This window comes from uncultured Ruminococcus sp. (assembly GCF_946415235.1).
Classification (GTDB): domain Bacteria; phylum Bacillota; class Clostridia; order Oscillospirales; family Ruminococcaceae; genus Ruminococcus.
Window position 1 is genome coordinate 1 of record NZ_CAMKRR010000049.1, and the last position, 20,123, is coordinate 20,123.

At 49.3% G+C, this 20,123-nt stretch carries 18 protein-coding genes and 1 pseudogene; all 19 read right to left on the reverse strand.

From position 1 onward, the window contains the following. Window positions 1-1,528: leucine--tRNA ligase (leuS, locus tag Q0R37_RS09720; RefSeq protein WP_294753855.1), on the reverse strand; the 1,528-nt coding region annotated here is incomplete at its 3' end. 18 nt (window positions 1,529-1,546) lie between these two features. Continuing rightward, window positions 1,547-1,897 (reverse strand): hypothetical protein, encoded by a 351-nt coding sequence (locus tag Q0R37_RS09725; RefSeq protein WP_294753857.1) that lies wholly within the window; start codon window positions 1,895-1,897, stop codon window positions 1,547-1,549. A 3-nt stretch (window positions 1,898-1,900) separates the two neighbouring features. Then, window positions 1,901-2,260: a ribosome silencing factor gene (gene rsfS, locus Q0R37_RS09730; RefSeq protein ID WP_294753859.1), complete on the reverse strand. Its 360-nt coding sequence runs from the start codon at window positions 2,258-2,260 to the stop codon at window positions 1,901-1,903. A gap of 24 nt (window positions 2,261-2,284) precedes the next feature. Continuing rightward, window positions 2,285-3,745 carry an LCP family protein gene (locus Q0R37_RS09735; RefSeq protein ID WP_294753861.1) on the reverse strand — a complete coding sequence of 487 codons (1,461 nt, stop codon included), beginning with the start codon at window positions 3,743-3,745 and terminating at the stop codon, window positions 2,285-2,287. A gap of 24 nt (window positions 3,746-3,769) precedes the next feature. Beyond that, entirely contained in the window at window positions 3,770-4,963 is a 1,194-nt protein-coding gene (locus tag Q0R37_RS09740) for a nicotinate-nucleotide adenylyltransferase (RefSeq protein ID WP_294753864.1), read from the reverse strand. 26 nt (window positions 4,964-4,989) lie between these two features. Next, entirely contained in the window at window positions 4,990-5,334 is a 345-nt protein-coding gene (locus tag Q0R37_RS09745; protein ID WP_294753867.1) for a hypothetical protein, read from the reverse strand. Between the two features lie 62 nt (window positions 5,335-5,396). Then, window positions 5,397-5,699: a ribosome assembly RNA-binding protein YhbY gene (gene yhbY / locus Q0R37_RS09750; protein ID WP_294753869.1), complete on the reverse strand. Its 303-nt coding sequence runs from the start codon at window positions 5,697-5,699 to the stop codon at window positions 5,397-5,399. A 1-nt stretch (window position 5,700) separates the two neighbouring features. Next, the gene (gene rdgB, locus Q0R37_RS09755) at window positions 5,701-6,282 is read right to left on the reverse strand and encodes an RdgB/HAM1 family non-canonical purine NTP pyrophosphatase (protein ID WP_294753872.1); all 582 of its coding nucleotides are present in this window, start codon (window positions 6,280-6,282) and stop codon (window positions 5,701-5,703) included. A gap of 457 nt (window positions 6,283-6,739) precedes the next feature. Continuing rightward, a pseudogene (ftsY, locus tag Q0R37_RS09760) lies at window positions 6,740-7,639 on the reverse strand (signal recognition particle-docking protein FtsY); the annotation flags it as partial. A 65-nt stretch (window positions 7,640-7,704) separates the two neighbouring features. Further along, window positions 7,705-11,277 (reverse strand): chromosome segregation protein SMC, encoded by a 3,573-nt coding sequence (gene smc / locus Q0R37_RS09765; protein WP_294753875.1) that lies wholly within the window; start codon window positions 11,275-11,277, stop codon window positions 7,705-7,707. Window positions 11,278-11,281: 4 nt separating this feature from the next. Then, a complete protein-coding gene (locus tag Q0R37_RS09770; RefSeq protein ID WP_294753878.1) occupies window positions 11,282-12,310 on the reverse strand; it encodes a radical SAM protein in 1,029 nt (342 codons plus the stop codon). Then, the gene (gene rnc, locus Q0R37_RS09775) at window positions 12,264-12,953 is read right to left on the reverse strand and encodes a ribonuclease III (RefSeq protein WP_294753880.1); all 690 of its coding nucleotides are present in this window, start codon (window positions 12,951-12,953) and stop codon (window positions 12,264-12,266) included. The genes Q0R37_RS09770 and rnc overlap by 47 nt, the downstream gene beginning before the upstream one ends. Window positions 12,954-12,957: 4 nt before the next feature. Then, window positions 12,958-13,965 (reverse strand): phosphate acyltransferase PlsX, encoded by a 1,008-nt coding sequence (gene plsX / locus Q0R37_RS09780; RefSeq protein WP_294753883.1) that lies wholly within the window; start codon window positions 13,963-13,965, stop codon window positions 12,958-12,960. Beyond that, complete coding sequence (trmFO, locus tag Q0R37_RS09785) at window positions 13,943-15,271, reverse strand: methylenetetrahydrofolate--tRNA-(uracil(54)-C(5))-methyltransferase (FADH(2)-oxidizing) TrmFO (protein ID WP_294753886.1); 1,329 nt, start codon at window positions 15,269-15,271, stop codon at window positions 13,943-13,945. The genes plsX and trmFO overlap by 23 nt, the downstream gene beginning before the upstream one ends. Continuing rightward, window positions 15,268-17,349, reverse strand: coding sequence for a type I DNA topoisomerase (gene topA / locus Q0R37_RS09790; protein WP_294753889.1), 2,082 nt, complete (start codon window positions 17,347-17,349; stop codon window positions 15,268-15,270). The genes trmFO and topA overlap by 4 nt, the downstream gene beginning before the upstream one ends. Before the next feature lie 12 nt (window positions 17,350-17,361). Then, a complete protein-coding gene (gene dprA, locus Q0R37_RS09795) occupies window positions 17,362-18,573 on the reverse strand; it encodes a DNA-processing protein DprA (protein WP_294753891.1) in 1,212 nt (403 codons plus the stop codon). Between the two features lie 58 nt (window positions 18,574-18,631). Beyond that, window positions 18,632-19,420, reverse strand: a complete 789-nt coding sequence (locus Q0R37_RS09800) for an RNA methyltransferase (protein ID WP_294753894.1) — start codon at window positions 19,418-19,420, stop codon at window positions 18,632-18,634. A 127-nt stretch (window positions 19,421-19,547) separates the two neighbouring features. Then, window positions 19,548-19,901 (reverse strand): 50S ribosomal protein L20, encoded by a 354-nt coding sequence (gene rplT, locus Q0R37_RS09805; protein WP_294753896.1) that lies wholly within the window; start codon window positions 19,899-19,901, stop codon window positions 19,548-19,550. 70 nt (window positions 19,902-19,971) lie between these two features. Continuing rightward, window positions 19,972-20,123: 50S ribosomal protein L35 (locus Q0R37_RS09810; RefSeq protein ID WP_294753898.1), on the reverse strand; the 152-nt coding region annotated here is incomplete at its 5' end.

A 20,123-nucleotide genomic window follows, 5' to 3' on the forward strand; every position in this document is an offset into this window, starting at 1 on the left:
AGTACCAGCTCGAACCTGCGCTTCCGGGCATAGTTGAGGTCTCGCGTGTGCCCTTTATGCCGTTCTTGTCATACTTCTTCCACTCTGTTGCATTTTCAAGGGGAGCCTTGCCGTTCTTGCCCTTGTAATCGTCAAGCTCGGGAAGAATGAGCGGCAGCTCTTCATCGTCAAGAACGTGTATCTCGCCGTCCTCGCCGTGAACTATCGGAACAGGCTCGCCCCAGTAGCGCTGACGTGCGAATATCCACTCGCGGAAGTGATAGTTGACAGTGCGCTTAGCTCTGCCCATTTTTTCAAGCTTCTGTGTGATAGCTTCCTTGGCTTCCTCAACGGTAAGACCTGTAAACTCCTCGGAGTTGATGAGCTTGTAGCCCTTGCCGAGGTACTCGGTCTTTTCCATAGCGGCTTCGGAAACGTCGATGTGACCGTCCTTGCCGTCGATTACCTGAATCATGTCAATATTATGTGCAATGGCATACTCGAAGTCACGCTGGTCGTGGCTCGGAACAGCCATAACTGCGCCTGTACCGTAGCTTGCAAGTACGAAGTCGCCGATAAACATACGGACTTCCTTGCCGTTTACGGGATTTATACAGGTTACACCCTTGAGCTCGCAGCCTGACTTGGTCTTGTTGAGCTCTGTACGGTCCATGTCGTTCTTCTTCTTGGTCTCTGCAATGTAAGCCTCGACCTCTTCCCTGTTCTGAACACGGTCAAGAAGGCTCTCTGTGATAGCTCCGTCGGGAGCGAGAACCATGAATGTGATACCGTAGATAGTCTCGATACAGGTGGTGAAAATAGAGAACTTTCCGCCGCCAACGATGTCAAATTCTACCTCGACGCCTGTGGACTTGCCTATCCAGTTTCGCTGTATAGCCTTTGTGGACTCGGGCCAGTCTATCTCGTCGAGTCCTTCAAGGAGCTTCTCAGCGAATGCGGGCTGGTCGATTACCCACTGCTTCATGTTCTTTCTGACTACAGGGAAGCCGCCGCGCTCGGACTTGCCGTCGATGACCTCGTCGTTGGAGAGAACTGTTCCCAGCTCTTCGCACCAGTTTACGGGCATATCTATATACTTGGCATAGCCGTCCTTGTAGAGCTGCTTGAATATCCACTGAGTCCACTTGTAGAACTCGGGATCGGACGTAGCTACCATCTTTGACCAGTCGTAGTCAAAGCCAAGCTCCTTGAGCTGCTTTGAGAAAGTCTTGATATTTTCCTGAGTAAAGCCATTTGGGTGATTTCCCGTATTTACGGCATACTGCTCGGCAGGAAGTCCGAAGGAGTCATATCCCATTGGGTGAAGGACATTATAGCCCTGCATACGCTTCATTCGCGAAACGATGTCCGTAGCGGTATATCCCTCGGGATGACCTGCGTGGAGACCTACTCCCGACGGATAAGGGAACATATCAAGCGCATAGAACTTAGGCTTGCTGAAATCCCATACATCAGTCTTGAAGGTCTCGTGTTCTTCCCAGTATTTCTGCCATTTGGCTTCAACAGACGTGAAATCATATCTGCTCATTTAATATCATTCCTTTATTTAATTATTGATAGTTACAGTTTTTGTAAAATGCTGCCTGATATTCTTTTGTACGCATAAAAGCACCGCACAGCCGATATCAAGTATTCCCTCTATGAGATATAACCAGTTGGTGCCGATATTCGATATGTTCTGCGGAAGATATATCAGCGCTATCACCGCAAGCACTGCCGCAGCCATATAATTGAAGTACTTGAAGCCCGTCAGCAGCATAACGGCAAGTCCTGCCGCTATGAACATATCACTGAAGCTGAAGCCTCCGCCTATGACCATGTTCAGCACTGCTTTTGCTATAAGGTATACGCCGATAATGATACACAGCATACGTCCCTTTGTATCATTTGTCCGCATTGCTTACTCCTTTGTGATGAGACTGCTGATGTCGAGCTGCTCTCCGTCAGCCCACAAGCCCTCAAGCTTGTAGAAGTTTCTTGTATCCTTGTAGAATACATGGACTATGATATCAGCATAGTCCAGTATGATCCATGTATTTCCCGTATCAGCTTCGCGTCGCAGCGGCTCTATGCCCTTCTGCGAAAGTACGAACTCAACCTCGTCCGCAAGAGTCCTTGCGTGGGTATTGCTGTTACCGTTGACGATAACGAAGTAATCGGCAAGTATAGTAAGATCGGATATCTTTATCGCCTGTATATCCTCGCCTTTTTTGTTATCAAGAGTTTTTATTATAAGTTCAAGTTTTTCCTGCTCGGTCATTCATTTCACCTTTCCTTGGGATCATTAATAGTCAGTGGCACGTGGCGGCTCCGTAGCCTTTTCAAGCTCCTTGAAGGTAGCGCCCATGTCATCATAGGTGTCATAGCTGTAATTGTATTCCTCTACGAACTCGACGATATTGCTCTCTGAGAGAAGCATCGGGTTCTGATACGGTCTGAAATACTCGTTGAGCATATCTATTGTAGCTCTCTTGTGGATAGAGTAAATACTGTAAAAATCCTTACTGTTTACATAATAGTCCGCATCTTCGCCCGGTACCATATTTACCATAACACTGTCCATAGTAAGAGTCGAGCCAAAATCAGCAAGCTTGCTGAGATCTTCAACGCTCATATTTGTAGCTATCCACTTATTTTTGTATATAGTATTGAGGTAGCTGTAAAGCTTTATCTTTCCCTCGTCCTTTACTATGCTGAGCATCTTCTGCATGGCAGCAACCATAAAGCGGCGCTGGTTCTGTACTCGTCCGATATCGCCCTGCAGCCAGTCGTGACGGAAGCGGACGAACCACTCTGCCTGTTCACCTGTAAGAGTGACCGGATCTCCCGCAGGTATTATCTTGTCAGCCTCATACATTATCTCGTTGTCGATAGTCATGGGGATTCCGCCTACAAGATCTACGATATCCCTGATATCAAAGCAGGCTGTGGTGATATATGCGTCTATTGGTATGCCGAAGCATTCCTGAACGCAGTTTACAACTCGCTGGATGTTGCTCACCTCGGGATCGCCCCATGCGTATACACTGTTGATCTTGGTCGTTTCATTGCTCGTGTAATACAGCATCGAGCTGTCACGGGGAACCTGAAGGATATTGAGCTTTCCGCCTGCGATATCGAACTGACATATCCATATAACATCGGTATTCTCCACATCCTCGTCAAATCCGAGGAAAAGCACCGTGTACTGACCCTCTATGAGCTGTGGAAGATCCAGTCCGTCGGTAAAATCCTCGTTTACGACCTCGGTATCGACATTGAGCTCCATTGTAGGAGTTTCAAGCTCGCCCTCGATATCAACAGTAGGCTGCCAGCGCTTAAAATATGTGAGTATTGAAACTCTCTCATCGGGCTGACCGCTCTTTTTGTACCAAAGTATTGGCATATTCAGGCAAAGCGCGATTATAGCGGCGATACTGACCGCTACAGAGGATATCTTCACAATGATATCCTTTTTGCTCTTTTTGCCGCTTCCCTGCTTTTTACCGCTTTCCGAAGGCTTTTCGCCCTTTTTCTCATGAAGTCCGTGATAGGTCTGCTGTTCGGGTGAGCGCTTCGGACGTTCATCCTCATCGCCTATGCTGATATCTATGGAAGGAGACTCATGAAGTCCGCGGTACTCGTTGAGCACCACTGTCGTTCTCGGTCTCTGATCTACTTTCTTAAGCTTGCGAAGCGGCTTTGGCTGCTTCGGAGCTTCAGGTATATCTATATTTATCTCCTGATTAAGTTCCTCTCGTTTCATTTGAATCCTCTTTTCAAAATGCCATTATTTTTTCTCTTCCTTAAGAAGTCTCGTATAAAAATTGTAGCCTTCAACGGTACATATCGGGATAACTCCGCCCTTTTTTATAACAGACTTCATTGAAAACGCAAATGCCTCCAGCATTGCGGTGTTAAGGTCGGTATATGCGAGCTTACGCATTTTATCGACGTCCTTATAGTCTCTTTCGGCAGAAACAAGGTCGCCGATGTAGACTATCTCCTCAAGGCGGGACATCCCTGCCCTGCCGACTGTATGAAATCTTATGGAATTGAGTATATCTATATCCTCGACTCCGAACTCTTTTTTAACATAATAAGCGCCTGCGATACCGTGAAGGAGCGAACGTGTCTCCATTTCCTCCCGGCAGACAGTATATCCGCTCTCAAGGACAAGAGCCTTCTGCTCTTCCTCGGGGAGCTCTTTACATATATCATGAAGAAGTCCCGCAAAATATGCCTTGTCGGGGTCCTCTCCATACTTTTCCGCAAGCTTTCTGCACTCATCCGCAACATTAAGGGAATGGGTATAGCGCTTTGCGGTCAGACGAGCCTTAAGTATCTTCTTTTTATCCTCGTGGTTATACTGCAAAACATCCTCACCTCTGACTGAATATAATCCGAGAGACCTTATATATTGTACTACATTTTTGTCAAGATAGCAAGTAAAATCCTCATTTTTTGCAATTTTTTTTCTGACCTCCGTACTTGAGATCACTGTGGGAGATGCTTCGGAAACTATGATTTTCCCGTATTTTCCGAGCTCTTCAGCCTTTTTTTTCAGTGCGGGAAGGTCGCCGCTCTCACGTGACACCACACAGAGAGTTACACTGCCGAGAATTTCATCAAAACGATGCCATGTGTCAAAGCTCAGGAGCATATCGCTGCCTACCAGCAGAAACAGCTCGTCCTCTGGAAATTCCCTGCGGAAATGCTCGACTGTGTATATAGTATAACTCACTCTGTCGCTTTTAATCTCGTAATCGCTGACAAAGAGCTTATCCTTTTCCTTTACCGCAAGCCTGAGCATTTCAAGCCTGTCGCTGTCGGGAGCATATTCCGCCATGGAACGGTGGGGCGACTTCTTTGACGGCACCAGATACAGCCTGTCGAGCCCCAGCTCCTTCACAGCAGTTTCCGCAAGGTGGATATGTCCGTTATGTACGGGATTGAAGCTTCCGCCGTATATACCTGTTTTCATCTGACACCTCCGAACCTGTTATATGCTCATTCTTCTCCGTATTCCTTTATGACCTTGATGTTTCCGATGATATGGCTGTTGAATTCCTCCAGCTCCTCCGCAGGCACCCACAGCTCCTGATGATAGCTTTTTCCGACAGTCTGCACCTTATATTTCCCGCAGAATTCGTCGTCTACCTCAAAGCGCGTTATATAGCCCTTATGCTCGGAGTTAGACCTTACATTCCATTTTTCCGCGATCTCCGCGGCATATCTTTCATTAAGGACAGGATAGAATATAGGCTGATCGGGAAGTCTCGGCGGAAAAGCCCTGTAGCCGCTTTCAGCTATGAGATCAAGCTCAGCCGAGCCCACGGGTCTGTATAAGATCATATCATCACTCCATTCATTTCCGCAGATTTTCAAAGACCTGCTGCTTATTATCAGAACCTTTGTTACTTAGCCTTGGGGATATTTTCTATTACGGGTTCCTTCTCGTTGCGCTTAAAAAGCACGAATTTATTGCCTATTACCTGTACTACCTCGGACTCTGTCTGCTCTGCGACAGCATCGGCAGCTTCCCTTGCGGTCCAGCCCGAATTGTCAAGGACCTTGAGCTTTATGAGCTCTCTCTTGCGGAGGGCTTCTGCGATATCCCTGCACATAGCTTCGGTAACTCCGCCCTTGCCCACCTGATATATGGTCTCGTATGTGGAAGCGATACCGCGCAGGTACGCTCTCTGCTTGCTTGTAAGCATATTATTCACCAAATCTTTCCTTCAGGTACTTGTACAGCCCTCTCAGAGCCGCACCTCTGTGACTTATTGCGTTCTTTTCATCTGCGGTCAGCTCCGCCATGCTTTTCTCTCCTACCATGAACACAGGGTCGTAGCCGAAGCCGTTGGTGCCGCGCATTTCATAGCCGATTCGTCCTATACAGCCGCCGCCTACCACCTTGACCTCATCATCGTCAATATATGCTATACTGCAATTGAATGACGCTGTCCTCTTATCCTCGGGGACGTCTTTCATTTCTTCAAGGAGCTTTGCACAGTGCTGTCCCTCGGGAGCGTACCTTGCGGAGTATACTCCCGGACGTCCGTCCAGTGCAGCTACGCAGAGACCGCTGTCATCGGCTATAGTAGGGAGCTTTACAGCTTCGTATACAGCTCTTGCCTTGATAAGGGCATTTTCCGCAAATGTGGCGCCGTTTTCCTCGGGGTCGCAGTTCGCACCCGCTTCACGCTGTGACAGCACCTCTATGCCGAGAGGTGAGAGTATCTCCCTCGCCTCGCGGAGCTTGTTTGTGTTGTTTGTTGCCATAACGAGCTTAGTTATCATCTTCGTCGTCCTTTCTGCCGAAAAGTCTGCTGAAGAATCCCTTCTTTTTCTTCTTTTCGGGCTCAGGCTCGGCTTCTGCCTCATCTTCCTGCTCTTCCTCGTCAGAAGCTTCATCGTCTGTTTCATCTTCGTCTGCATCTTCATCATTTACAGAGCTGTCCTCAGCTTCTTCGTCCTCTTCCTCGGTATCAGCTTCCGTAAACGCCTGTACTTCTGCTTCGGTATCATTGGCAGCTTCTTCTGTTTCTTCTTCCTCGGAATTATCCTCAGGCTCTTCCTCGTACTCCTCAGCCTCGTCTTCCTCATACGGAATGAAAGCGCCGTACTCGTTATAATAGCCCTTTACTCCGTCGACCTCAACGATATCCTCGGCTTCTTCCGTATCCTCGGTGTAGTCCTCAGACTCGGCCTCGGTCTCTTCTTCCTCTTCGTCCTCCTCGGGCTCTTCCGTGAATGTAAAGAGTGCATCAACGAACATACTGCTGTCGAATGGCTGGAGATCGTCTATCTTTTCGCCTACGCCAATGAGCTTTACTGGTATTCCCAGCTCGTTCTTTATGGATATTACGATACCGCCCTTGGCTGTACCGTCCAGCTTTGTAAGAACTATTCCCGTGATAGGAGCTGTTTCGCTGAAAAGCTTTGCCTGATTTACGGCATTCTGTCCTGTTGTGGCATCGAGCACGAGAAGTATCTCCCTTGAGCACTCTCCCGCCTTTGTGTCGATGATGCGGTTTATCTTTTTAAGCTCCTCCATGAGGTTCTTCTTGTTATGGAGACGGCCTGCGGTATCTATTACGACTACATCGCAGCCCCTTGCCTTTGCGGCTTCAAGAGCGTCGTAAACTACCGCTCCCGGATCTGAGCCCTCGGCGTGCTTAACTATATCAACACCTGCCCGCTGGGTCCATACCTCCAGCTGATCTATGGCAGCTGCACGGAAGGTATCAGCAGCCGCAACAAGGACCTTCTTGCCCTCCTGCTTCAGCTGATGACAGAGCTTTCCGATAGTCGTGGTCTTTCCTGCGCCGTTGACGCCGATGACCATGATAACTGCGGGAGATACTGAAAGGTCGAGTCCCGTATCATCGCCCATTATCTCAGCGATGACCTCGTGGATAAGTCCCATTATCTCCTTCGGGTCGGTGATGCCGCGCTCCTTTATCTTCTTACGGAGCCTGTCGCATATCTCCTCGGAGGTCTCAACTCCGATATCGCTCATTATCATCTGTTCCTCGAGCTCGTCAAAAAGGTCCTCGTCAATAACGGTAAACTTGTTGAGAACTCGCTGTATTCCGCCGAAAAGGAATTCCTTGGTCTTTTTCAGACCACTGGATATCTTAGAAAAAAGTCCCATGTATGCCCTCCAAATAAGTTCCAATTATAATATCGCAGTGACCTGCGAAAATGTGACAAATATTTTTACTGAACGTCCGCAGCTTCCTCCTGGAAATCCACCTGTTCCATTTTCAGGAGCTTGGATATACCGTCCTCCTGCATGGTAACGCCATAGAGCACATTTGCCTCCTCCATCGCGCTTCTTCTGTGAGTTACGAGCACGAACTGTGTCGTATCGGTGAATTTTTTCAGGTACTGAGCGTACTTTCTTACGTTTACTTCATCAAGTGCCGCATCTATCTCGTCAAGTATACAAAACGGCGCAGGTCTGAGCTTGAGTATGGCAAAATATATTGCTATAGCTACGAATGACTGCTCTCCTCCCGACAATGAGATAAGGTTCTTTATGACCTTTCCGGGAGGCGCTACGCTTATCTCTATGCCCGATTCAAGCACGTTTTCGGGGTCTGTGAGTATGAGCTCCGCCTTTCCGCCGCCGAAAAGCTCAACGAATATGCTCTTGAAGTTTGAGTTTATGATCGCAAAGCTCTCCGAGAATATCCTGCACATCTCGGATGTGAGGTCTGTGATTATCTTTTCAAGCTCTGTCTTTGACTTCTGAACGTCTGCTATCTGCTCCGACATGAAGCGGTAGCGCTCGGAAACTTCCTTGTATTCTTCGATAGCATCTACGTTTACGCTTCCGAGAGCGCGTATCTTGTTCTTGATAGCTGTGAGCTCCGCCTGAGCAGCATTCATATCATCTATCTTCTCGGCAATGGCAACTGCCTCCGAGCGTGTAAGCTCGTAGACCTCCATGAGCTGCCTGATGATATTGTCCGTATCTCGGCATACAGTATCCCTGCGCTCTTCCAGACGGGTAACGTCTGCGGAGAGCTTCTCCTTGGTCTCGTTTATAGCCTTGAGACCGTTCTGCATCTCGTTCACAAGACGGTTCTGCTCTGTATGCGTATCGTGACAGCGCTGTATCTCGGCATTGTAAACAGCGGTATTGTCCTTGAAATCGGCAAGCTTCTGCTTCAGTCCTTCAATTTCGGACTCTTTCTGCGCTATTATGTCCTTCTGACGGGATATTTCGTCCTCAAACTGCTTTGCGCCGCTTTTCAGCTCTTCGGCTCTGCTGTCTATACGTGTGATCTCCAGCTCCTGAGCCTGAACGTCCTTTGCAAGCTCCATGCCCTTTATTTTCAGTTCGGACAGCCTGTCGGACAGCTCCTCACGCTGTACACGAAGCTTTTCGCGGATATCCTGACCCTCGGCAAGCTTCTCCTCGGCAGCCTTTATCTCTGCATCGGTCTCGGCAAGAGCCTTCTCGGAATCCGTAATATTCTGACGAGCGGCTTCGATACGCTGTTCCGTCTCGGAAATAAGCCTTTCCGAGTCCTCTGACTGTATGCGTATCTGCTCCGCCATTGAAGCAAGACTTGTGAGCTCTGCTTCTATGCGTACCCTCTCTGCCTCGCAGCCTGTCTGCTCTTCCTTGGCAGCTTCCGTATCAAAGCGCAGCTTCTCAGCCTCTGCACGGAGCCTTTCGGCTCTTTCGCGGAGAGTATCCCTCTCTGCTTCGAGCTTTGCTATCTCGCCGTCAAGAGTTTCTATCTCGTTCTTTCGGGTTATTATACCGCCCGAACGCTGCGCCGAACCGCCGGTGAACGAACCGCCTGCGTTTATGACCTGACCGTCAAGAGTTACTATCTTGAACTTGTAGCCGTATTTCTTTGCAATAAGTGTAGCAGTGTCTATATCCTCCGCAATGACTATACGTCCCAGCAGAGAAGCTATTATGCCGCCGAACCTCGGGTCATAGGTAACGATCTTATTCGCGTTGGCAACAAAGCCCTCGCAGTTTTCAAGTCCCTGCTCGCGGAGCTCATAGCCCTTTACCGATGTAATGGGCAGGAAAGTTGCACGGCCGCCCTTCTGCTCCTTAAGGAAGCGGATACAGCGCTTTGCGATATCCTCGTTCTCGACTATGATATTCTGCATAGCACCGCCGAGAGCTGTCTCAATGGCAACAGCGTACTCGGGCTCAACTCCGATATTCTGAGCGACTGTTCCCATAACTCCGCCGATACGTCCCTGCTTTGAAGCCTTCAGCACCTGTTTTACACTGCCTGCAAAGCCTTCCATGTTGTTTTCAAGGTCGGTGAGTATCTTTCGGCGCTGCTGCTTGTCTTTAAGCTCGTAAAGAGCCCGCTCAAAATCGTTCTTCGCCTGTTCAAAGCCCTCGCGGCGTGATTTGTAAAGTCTTTCAAGTCCGCTGAGCTTGTTGCGTATCTCCTCAGCCCTTGAAACATTCTTCTCAGCCTGTTCCTTTACGGAAGCTGTCTGCGTGTCATACTCCTCCAGCTTTTTGCCGAGACTGCCGCTGCTCTCGCGGAGAGCGCTCAGACGCTCGGTCTGCTCCTGTATCATGGACTTTGAAGATTCTATTGTAAAGCGGTACTCGCTCTGTCTGATGTACATACCGCTTATCTCGCTGCCTGCCTTGTCGACCGAGTCGCCAAGCTTCGAGCTTTCGCTCTCTGCCTTTTCAAAGCTCTCCTCCGCCGACTTTATCTCGGCTTCAAGAGCTTTCTTCTGTTCTTCAAGCTCCTCCAGCCCTCTGAGTGCAGCCTTGCGCTCTTCCTCAAGAGCCTTTTTTGCTTCCTCGGCATTGTCGATATTTCTCTGTGCAGCCTCAACTGCTTCATTGCAGTGCTTTATATCGTTTTCAAGAACGGCGATACCGGACTTCATTTCGGAAGCGGTCTGCTCCTCTTCCAGCATCTTTCTGCGGAGCTCGTCGGCGCGCATGGTGCTCTCCTGCATTTTCCTTATGCCGTCAGCTATCTTCTGCTCCTCGCGCTGTATGTCATTCTCTATATTCTCATATTCGTTCTTGCTGACGAGTATCTTTCCGTCAAGCTCGTCAAGCTTCAGTTTCATCTCGTCAAGGCGTGTCACCCATACGGATATTTCCAGCCTTTTGCGCTCTTCCGCAAGCTTGATGAACTTCTCCGCTTTCTGCGACTGTATACGCAGTGGCTCTACTCTGCCTTCCAGCTCGGAAAGAATATCCGTAAGGCGAAGAAGATTTTCCTGTGCTGCGGTGAGCTTTCTCTCAGCTTCAAGCTTTTTGTACCTGAATTTCGAGATACCTGCCGCTTCTTCAAAGATATCGCGGCGCTCGGAGCTTTTCGCTCCCACTATCTCCGCAATACGTCCCTGTCCGATGATGGAGTAGCCGTCGCGTCCGAGACCTGTGTCCATGAACAGCTCGTTTATATCCTTGAGACGGCACGGCTTGCCGTTTATCTGGTATTCGCTCTCGCCGCTGCGGTAGAGCTTTCTTGTAACGGCTATCTCGTCGCCTATATCGGGTATGGTATTGTCACGGTTGTCTATATTCAGCGTAACTGCGGCAAAGCCCATAGGCTTTCTCGCAACTGTTCCCGAGAAAATAACGTCCTCCATCTTGTTGCCTCGGAGAGTCTTTGTGGACTGCTCTCCGAGAACCCAGCGGACGGAGTCGCCTATATTGCTTTTTCCGCTTCCGTTTGGTCCGACAACGGCGGTAAGTCCCTTGTCAAAGGTCAGACTTATCTTGTCCGGGAAGGACTTGAAGCCCTGTATTTCCAGTGATTTAAGGTACAATAGCTCACCTCCTCAGTTCACATTCATACTTGGGGATATCCTTATCCCCCTCTATCTTTATGTCAACACCGCGCTCTACAAAGTAGGCGATGTTAGATCTCTTCTGTCCCGCAGCCTTGCTTATGCATCTGTCATTGACAGCTATAACGGCGCTGCCGCAGATATTTTCGCTTTTCAGGACAAATTCCATATTATGACGGTATATAAGGGCTTCGCACAGCTCACGGAAAGCAGGGTGATAGAAGCCGCCTATCATATCATGCTCTACGAATTCGCTGGCGTGAAGTCCGCATTTTATAACGCTTATGCCGCTGCCCTCAAACATGGTCATAGCCGAAGCGGCTATGTCAACTGCCTTTTCAAAGCTGAAGGGAACGTACTCGCCCGAGAGAAGGAGCTCCCCGAGACGGGTATTTTTCAGCACAACTACAGGATATATCCTTACGGTATCGGGACAAAGCGAAGCTATCCTCTCTGCCGTAGCCCACTCCTTCTGCGGAGTGCTGCCGTAAAGGCCTATCATCATCTGCAAGCCAAGTTCAAAACCGAATGCACGTATGAGCTCACAGGCATTCTCAACATCTGCCGCCGTATGACCGCGCTCGTTCAGTTCAAGCACTTCATCGTCCATTGACTGCGCTCCCAGCTCTATTGCCGTAACACCATAGCCCTTCAGGAGCTGCAATACCTCGAAGTCTATGCAGTCGGGACGTGTAGAACAGCGTATGCCCTTGAACTTTCCCTCGCCCACGAATCCATAAGCAGCTTCAAGCAGCTCCGTCATATAATCCCGCGGGATAGCCGTGAAGCTTCCGCCGAAAAAGGCTATTTCCGTATTTTCGGGAGACTTTACCTCAGTCATTGCCCTTTCGCATATCTCCCTCACTTCATTGCCGTCAGGGAGATGCTGAGCACCGCTTATGGTGTTCTGGTCGCAGAATGAACACTTATGCGGACATCCGATGTGCGGGATGAATATGGATATGTTACTGTGCTTCATAGCCCATGAGTTCGAGAGCTTCCTTTGCGGCAAGCTGCTCGGCTTCCTTTTTGCTCTTGCCTGTGCCCTTGCCTATGACCTGATCGTTAAGGCAAACCTCTACCACAAAACGCTTGTTGTGGTCGGGGCCCTCCTCACCGATAAGAACATATTCAACCTTTTCCTCTGGGTTTTTCTGTACGACCTCCTGCAGAACCGTTTTGAAATCATTGAAAACAGGCTTTTTAGCGTGACGTATATCCTTTGGCATGAAACGCAGGATATGCTTTGATGCAGGCACCATACCGCCGTCAAGGTAAATAGCAGCTATGACCGCTTCAAAGGCGTCAGCAAGTATGGAAGGCCGCTCCCTGCCGCCTGTGTTTTCCTCGCCCTTTCCGAGGCGTAGGAATTTTCCAAGCTCTATCTGCTGTGCAAATATATGCAGTGACTTCTCGCATACAAGTGAAGCTCTCATTTTTGTGAGCTCACCCTCTGCGACGTTAAGGTTTTTGTATAAAAAGTCCGAAACAACTATCGAAAGCACACTGTCACCGAGGAACTCAAGCCTTTCATTGCTTCCGTTGGGACGTTTCTTCTCGTTTGCGTATGACGAATGCGACAGTGCCTGCTTAAGCAGCTGTATATCCTTGAATTTATAGCCGATTATTTCTTCAAATCTTTCAAGCTCTTCCATAGTATCACTCCTCGTCCGCAGAACCGATACGGGATACGTAATTCTCTATCACTCCTGCGACATTACCCTCGACACAGCGCTTCGCCTGCCTTACGGCATTGAAGAACGCCGTTCCGTCCGAGCTTCCGTGCGCCTTTATAACAGGCTTTTTTACGCCTAAAAGCGCCGAACCGCCCACTTCCTTGTAGTCCATCTGTTTGCGGAATGTCTTTATTTTTTTCAATGAGAGCAGAGCGCCTATCTTTCCTGCTCCCGAATAGAGCCATTTCACCTTTTTTGAGAAAAAGCTGCCCATGCCCTCGTAGAGCTTCAATGCTATATTTCCCGTGAAGCCGTCGGTAACGACTACCTGTACCTCGCCCTTGGGCATATCTCTTGCTTCGATATTTCCGACGAAGTTCAGCCCCGACTTTTCAAGGAGCTTGTAGGCTTCTATCTCCAGATCTCTGCCCTTTGTCTCCTCGGAGCCGATATTGAGCAGTGCAACCTTCGGGTTGTCTATACCCATTACCTTTTCCATATAAGCGCTGCCCATTACTGCGAACTGCACCAGCATCTCGGGGCGGCACTCTGTATTCGCACCTGCGTCAACAAGCACGAAGCTGCCCTTGTCTGCGGGCATCACAGGTGACGGCGCTATCCGTTTAATGCCTTTGATACGCTTGACGATGAAGGTAGCTCCCATAACGAGAGCTCCCGTGCTGCCTGCCGAAACAAAGGCGTCGCCCCTGCCCTCGGCAAGAAGCCCGAGTCCGACAGCCATTGAGGAATTCTTCCCCGACTTGATTATCTCCTTCGGTTCTTCATGTATATCAAAAACATCATCGGTATGGACTATCTCCATGTCGTCAAGGCTTATGCCGTTTTTTGCGGCACAGTCCCTTATCTCATTTTCCCTGCCTGTGAGTATGATATCCACCCCCAGCTCACGGACTGCCCTTTCGCAGCCCTTTATCACTTCCAGAGGAGCGTTGTCTCCTCCGAAAGCGTCAACTATTACCTTTACAGCCAATTCTCTCCAGCTCTCCTCTCAGCGATCTTACCGCACGCTCTGCATATGCGCCGTAGCGTTCCTTTTTGTCCTTGATCCTCACGCCGATGTCGGGAAGTATTCCCATATTTGCGCCCATTGGCTGAAAGCTTCCACTGTTGAACGGGTCGCTGACATAGCGCGATAATGCTCCTGTCATGGTATCGGCAGGGAGCTGAACGGGCTCAAGTCCCTTTATCTTTCTTGCAGCGGCTGTACCTGCGATGATACCGCTTGCCGCACTTTCCATATATCCCTCGACGCCCGTGATCTGTCCCGCAAAGTATATATCGGGATGGCTTCTCATGGAGAAATCACTGTTGAGAAGCTCGGGACTGTTGATAAAAGTATTCCTGTGCATAACGCCGTAACGCATGAACTCGGCATTTTCAAGTCCGGGTATCATGGAGAATACACGCTTCTGCTCGCCGAATTTCAGGTTTGTCTGAAATCCCACAAGATTGAAAAGCGTACCCTCGCGGTTCTCTTTCCTTAGCTGAACCACCGCATAGGGTCTCCTGCCCGTGCGCGGATCATCGATGCCTACAGGCTTCATAGGTCCGAAACGCATGGTATCCACTCCCCGTGATGCAAGCTCCTCGATAGGCATACAGCCCTCGTAAACGCTGAATGGGTGTGTCTCGAAGTCCTTGAGCTGAACTTTCTCCGCTCCAATGAGCGCATTGTAGAAGGCAAGGTACTCCTCCTTGTTCATGGGGCAGTTTACGTAATCCGCATCGCCTCTGTCATAGCGTGAAGCGAAGAAGGCTCTTTCCATATCTATGCTCTCAGCTGTGACAATAGGAGCGGCAGCGTCGTAAAAGCTGAGCCCCTCGCCGCAAAGTTCCTTTATTATATCAGCCATAGCGCCCTGCGTAAGAGGACCTGTGGCGATAATTGTCGTTCCCTCGGGGAGCTCTGTCACCTCACCGCCTATGACTTCAATAATCGGATGGCTCTTTATCTTTTCCGTAACCGCATCGGAGAATTTCTCGCGGTCGACTGCAAGAGCTCCTCCTGCTTCGACGGAATTAGCCTTTGCACAGGGAACTGTGAGAGAACCGAGGAGCTCCATTTCGTATTTGAGAAGTCCCGCGGCTGATCCAAGCCTTTCCGCTTTCAGCGAATTTGAGCATACAAGCTCCGCAAAGCCGCTGTATTTATGTGCAGGAGAGTATTTTTCGGGCTTCATTTCGTAAAGCCTTACATTTATCCCTGCCTCGGCGACAGCCCATGCCGCTTCACAGCCTGCAAGTCCCGCACCGATAACATTCACGCATACGCTCATTTTTTCAGCTCTCTTTCATAGCCGCAGCCCTCTGTCTCACAGACGAGCTTTCCTGATTTGCCGCCCTTCATAAAGAGTGTCTTGCCGCACTGAGGACAAAGCTCGGGTGTAGGGACGTTCCATGTCATAAAGCTGCAATCGGGGAAGCCCTCGCAGCCGTAGAAGCTCCTGCCCTTCTTTGACTTTTTCAGCAGCATCTTCTTTCCGCAGCGCGGACAGCTTCCGTCTGCCTCAGTAACTATCTTCTTCGTGTTCTTGCACTCGGGGAATCCGGGGCAGGCAAGGAATTTTCCGTACTTGCTGTACTTTATTACCATATTTCTTCCGCAGAGCTCGCATACCACGTCGGTCTCCTCGTCGGGTACCTTCACGCGTTTGCCGTCCATAGCTTCCTCAGCCTGTTTCAGTGTCTTTGAAAAGTCGTCGTAGAACTCGCGGAGAGTGCTTACCCAGTTCTTCTCGCCGTGCTCGACTTCATCGAGGTTGTTTTCCATTTCGGCTGTGAACTTTGCATCTACTATCTTCTTGAAGTGATCCTTCATGAGCTCCGTAATGACTTCACCGAGGTTTGTGGGTCTGAGAGCCTTGCCCTCATGCTCCACATAGCGGCGAGCAGTGATGGTAGTAATAGTCGGAGCGTAAGTACTCGGTCTGCCTATGCCGTTTTCCTCAAGTGCTTTTATCAGCGAAGCTTCCGTATAACGCGGAGGCGGCTGTGTAAAGTGCTGATTTCCCGAGATAGACTTGAGTTTGAGCTTATCGTCCTCGCTGAGCTCGGGAAGCATTTTCTTTGTTCCGTCCTCGGAATCTGTGGACTCAACATAAAGCGCCATAAATCCGTCAAACTTTACAGAGTAGCCCGAAGCTCTGAATGTACAGCCGTTTGCATCTATATCGGCAGATACCGTATCAAGAAGAGCGTTTGCCATCTGGCTTGCAATGAAACGCTCCCATATGAGCTTATAGAGCTTATACTGATCGGCACTGAGGCTGGATTTTACTCTTTCGGGAGTGAGCTCGGGAGTCGAGGGACGTATAGCTTCATGGGCGTCCTGAGCGTTGCTCTTGGTCTTGAAGCTTCTCGGCTCGGGCGGCAGATAATCACTGCCGTAAACAGTTCCGATATACTCGGCGGCAGCCTTCTTTGCCTCATCGGATATACGCAGGCTGTCCGTTCTCATGTATGTGATAAGACCTACAGCGCCGACACCCTGTACGTCCACACCTTCGTAAAGCTCCTGTGCTGCTTTCATGGTGCGCTTTGCACTGAAGCTGAGCTTTCGTGAAGCCTCCTGCTGGAGAGTAGAAGTTATGAACGGCGGTGCAGGCTGCTTCTTGGTGATGCGCTTTTTCACAGACTTTACAACGTAATCGGAATTTTCAAGTCTTTTGAGAAGATCGTCGGCTTCCGCCTGATTTGCGATCTCAAGCTTCTCGCCGTCAACTGCAACAAGTGCGGCGTCAAAGACCTTCCTTGACGAAGGAGCTGTGAATTTCGCGTCGATAGACCAGTACTCCTTGGGAACGAAAGCCCTTATCTCGTTTTCACGGTCAACTACAAGGCGTACAGCCACAGACTGCACACGTCCTGCCGAAAGGCCTCTTTTTACCTTTTTCCACAGGAACGGACTGAGCTCATAGCCCACAAGTCTGTCAAGGATACGTCTTGCCTGCTGAGCGTTGACAAGATCCACATCTATCTTATGAGGATTGCTCATGCCGTTCTTTACGCCTGTTTTGGTGATCTCATTGAAGGCAACTCTGTTGTTGTCATTCATGTCGAGCTTAAGCATCTGAGCTATATGCCATGATATAGCCTCTCCCTCACGATCGGGGTCGGTAGCGAGATATACCTTGTCGCACTTCTTTGCGCGCTTTTTCAGCTCCTTGATAACGTCCTCCTTGCCCTTCATATCGGTGTACTGCGGCTTGAAATCGTTATCCTTGTCGACACCCATCTTTGATTTGGGCAGGTCGCGGACATGGCCCATAGAAGCTATGACCTCATAACCTGCACCAAGATATTTCTGAATAGTTTTTGCCTTTGCAGGCGACTCTACTATAACTAAATCTGACATTGGTCTTTCCCCTTACCTTATAAGTTCAAACATTTTCCCCGGAAGCGAACGGACTACGCCGAATATCTCAAGCTCAGTAAGCTCGGTCATGAGCTCCGACGGATCGAGTTCAAGGCTCTGAGCCAGCTCATCTGCATGGAGCGCCCCGTTCTCAAGGGCTTCGGCTATTCGCTTCTGCTGTGCGGACAGGTCATCGGGAAGCTCGGTATACCTTTGCTCACGAACTGTTCTTTCCTGTCTCACTGGGATATTGTCCTGTTCATACATCATATCGCTAACGGCAGAAATATCCTCAGCCATATCCGCCGAAGCTGACGTTCTCGCCATATACTGAGGCGGTAGCTGCTCTTTTCTGCCCGTTATGCAGTCCATTACGTCGGAAGCGTCATACATTGGCAGTGCGCCGTCACGCAGCAGCTTTATATTGCCCGCGTACCCGCCGCTGAAAATATCGGCAGGCGGCAGACACAGCACCTCTCTGCCCTGTCCTGCGGCAAGGTTTGCGGTTATTACCGAACCGCTCTTTGCACCTGCCTGAAATACCACCACAGCCATTCCGAGAGCAGCCAGTATCCTGTTCCTTTTCGGAAAATTCGGAGCATAGGGCTGAGTTCCCGGCGGAAATTCGGATATAAATACTCCTCCTGCCGCAAGTATGGTATCCCTGTAAGCAAAATTCTGCTTCGGGTAGTCAACATCTACTCCGCAGCCCATAACACAGGCAGTAGGTCTGCCTATCTCTGCGGCAGCCATGCTGCACGCAAGGTCTATTCCCACAGCAAAGCCGCTTATTATCACGGCTCCTCTTGCGGAAAGCTCCGAGCATATCTCCTTTGCAGCCTTAAGACTGTAGCTGTCAGCTTTTCGCGTACCGACTGCGGTAACGGTAATATCGGTCTGAAGGCAGGATATATTGCCCCTGTAATATATAACAGAGGGCGGATTGTAGATATGCCTGAGCTGTGCGGGATACTCCTGACTGCTATAGCATATCACACCTATTCCGCGTTTTTTGCAGTTTTCGAGGAAGGTCTCCGCATTATGCAGCGGAACTCCGAAAACATTCTTGTTTTCATTTTCATTGAGGCTCACCACGGAATTGTCGGAGGTAAGTGCATAATAAGCCTTCTCTGCATTTCGAAAAAAGCTCATTATCTCCCATATACGGTGATTTCCCGTGCCGAATACCATATTCAGCCAAAGCCAGTATTTTGTCTCATCCACAGTAAAGCCCCCCTTTTTTCATTGCAGTCCCATGCTTGCCCTGCAAGTGACTCATTACTTATTTTCTAAGCTCCCACATGAGAATACCCGCAGCCATTGCCGCGTTGAGAGAGTTTATATTCCCATGCATGGGTATCGTTATCCTTCTTGTACAGCGCTGTGCAATATCCTGCGGCAGTCCGTTGCCCTCATTGCCGATGAATACCGCCTGAGTGCCCTCAAAGCCGCACTCCGTAACAAGAACGGCGTCCTTGTCGATAACAGCCGCAGAAGTAACGGCGCCTGCTTCGTCAAGCTCCGAGAAAAGCGCATCCGCGTCGTTTTCGATCGCTGTATCCATCCTGAAAACAGAACCCATAGTGGAGCGTATGACCTTCGGACTGTACAGGTCGCAGCATCCCGAGAGTATGACTCCGTCTATGCCGAGAGCGTCTGCGGTCCTTATTATCATACCGACATTCCCCGGGTCCTGCAAGCCGAACAGTACAATGTATCTGCCTCCGCTGTGAACTATATCACGCACTCTGCGCTGAACGGGTATCCTGCACATGGCAAATACTCCCTGAGTAGTGTCAGTTGAAGCGATCCTGTTACCAAGCTCATTTGAAATGACAATAGTCCTTGTGCTCCTCAAATCAGCCTGTAAAAGCTCCTCACCGAAGCGCTCCTGCGCTTTCTGCGTAAGTATGAGCTGAGTTATGCCGCTTTCCTCGCGCAGAGCGTCCTCTACTATTCTCTGCCCCTCCAACACGAATAAGCCGTACTGGAGCCTTTCTTTTTTTGAAGAAGAGAGCCTCTGATACAGCTTGACAGTGGGATTATCTTTTGAAGTGATGATGTTTTCCAACAGCACAACACCGCCTGTATTTATTCGTAATGCGTAACCGCAGGAAGCCTGCCAATTACGCATTATGAATTTACGAATTAACAAAAACACGCTCTTAAATTAATAAGAAGCGTGTTTATTATCTGAATTAAAGAGCAGCCTTTGCCTTGTCAGCAATTGCTGTGAAACCTGCTGCATCTGTGATAGCGATCTCGGAGAGCATCTTTCTGTTGAGAGAGATACCAGCCTTCTTGCAGCCGTTCATGAATGTTGAGTAGTTCATGCCGTTGAGCTTTGCAGCAGCTGAGATTCTTGTGATCCAAAGCTGTCTGAACTGTCTCTTCTTCTGCTTTCTTCCGATGTATGCATAGTTGCCTGACTTCATTACGGCCTGCTTAGCCATCTTGAAGTGCTTGCTCTTAGCGCCCCAGTAGCCCTTAGCAAGCTTTAAAGTCTTGTTTCTTCTCTTACGAGTCATCATTGCACCTTTAATACGTGCCATAGTCTTTTACCTCCAAAATTAAAATTACGGGAATTGCTCTTACTTTGCGGAACGATACTTCCGCTTCACATTACATATAAGGAACGAGCTTCTTGATTGTAGGTGCATTTGTGCAGTCAGCTACACCTGCGTTACGAGCGATTCTCTTACGCTTTGTATCCTTCTGTGTAAGTCTGTGTCTCTTGTTGGTGTGCTGGTACTTTACCTTACCGCTTCCTGTAA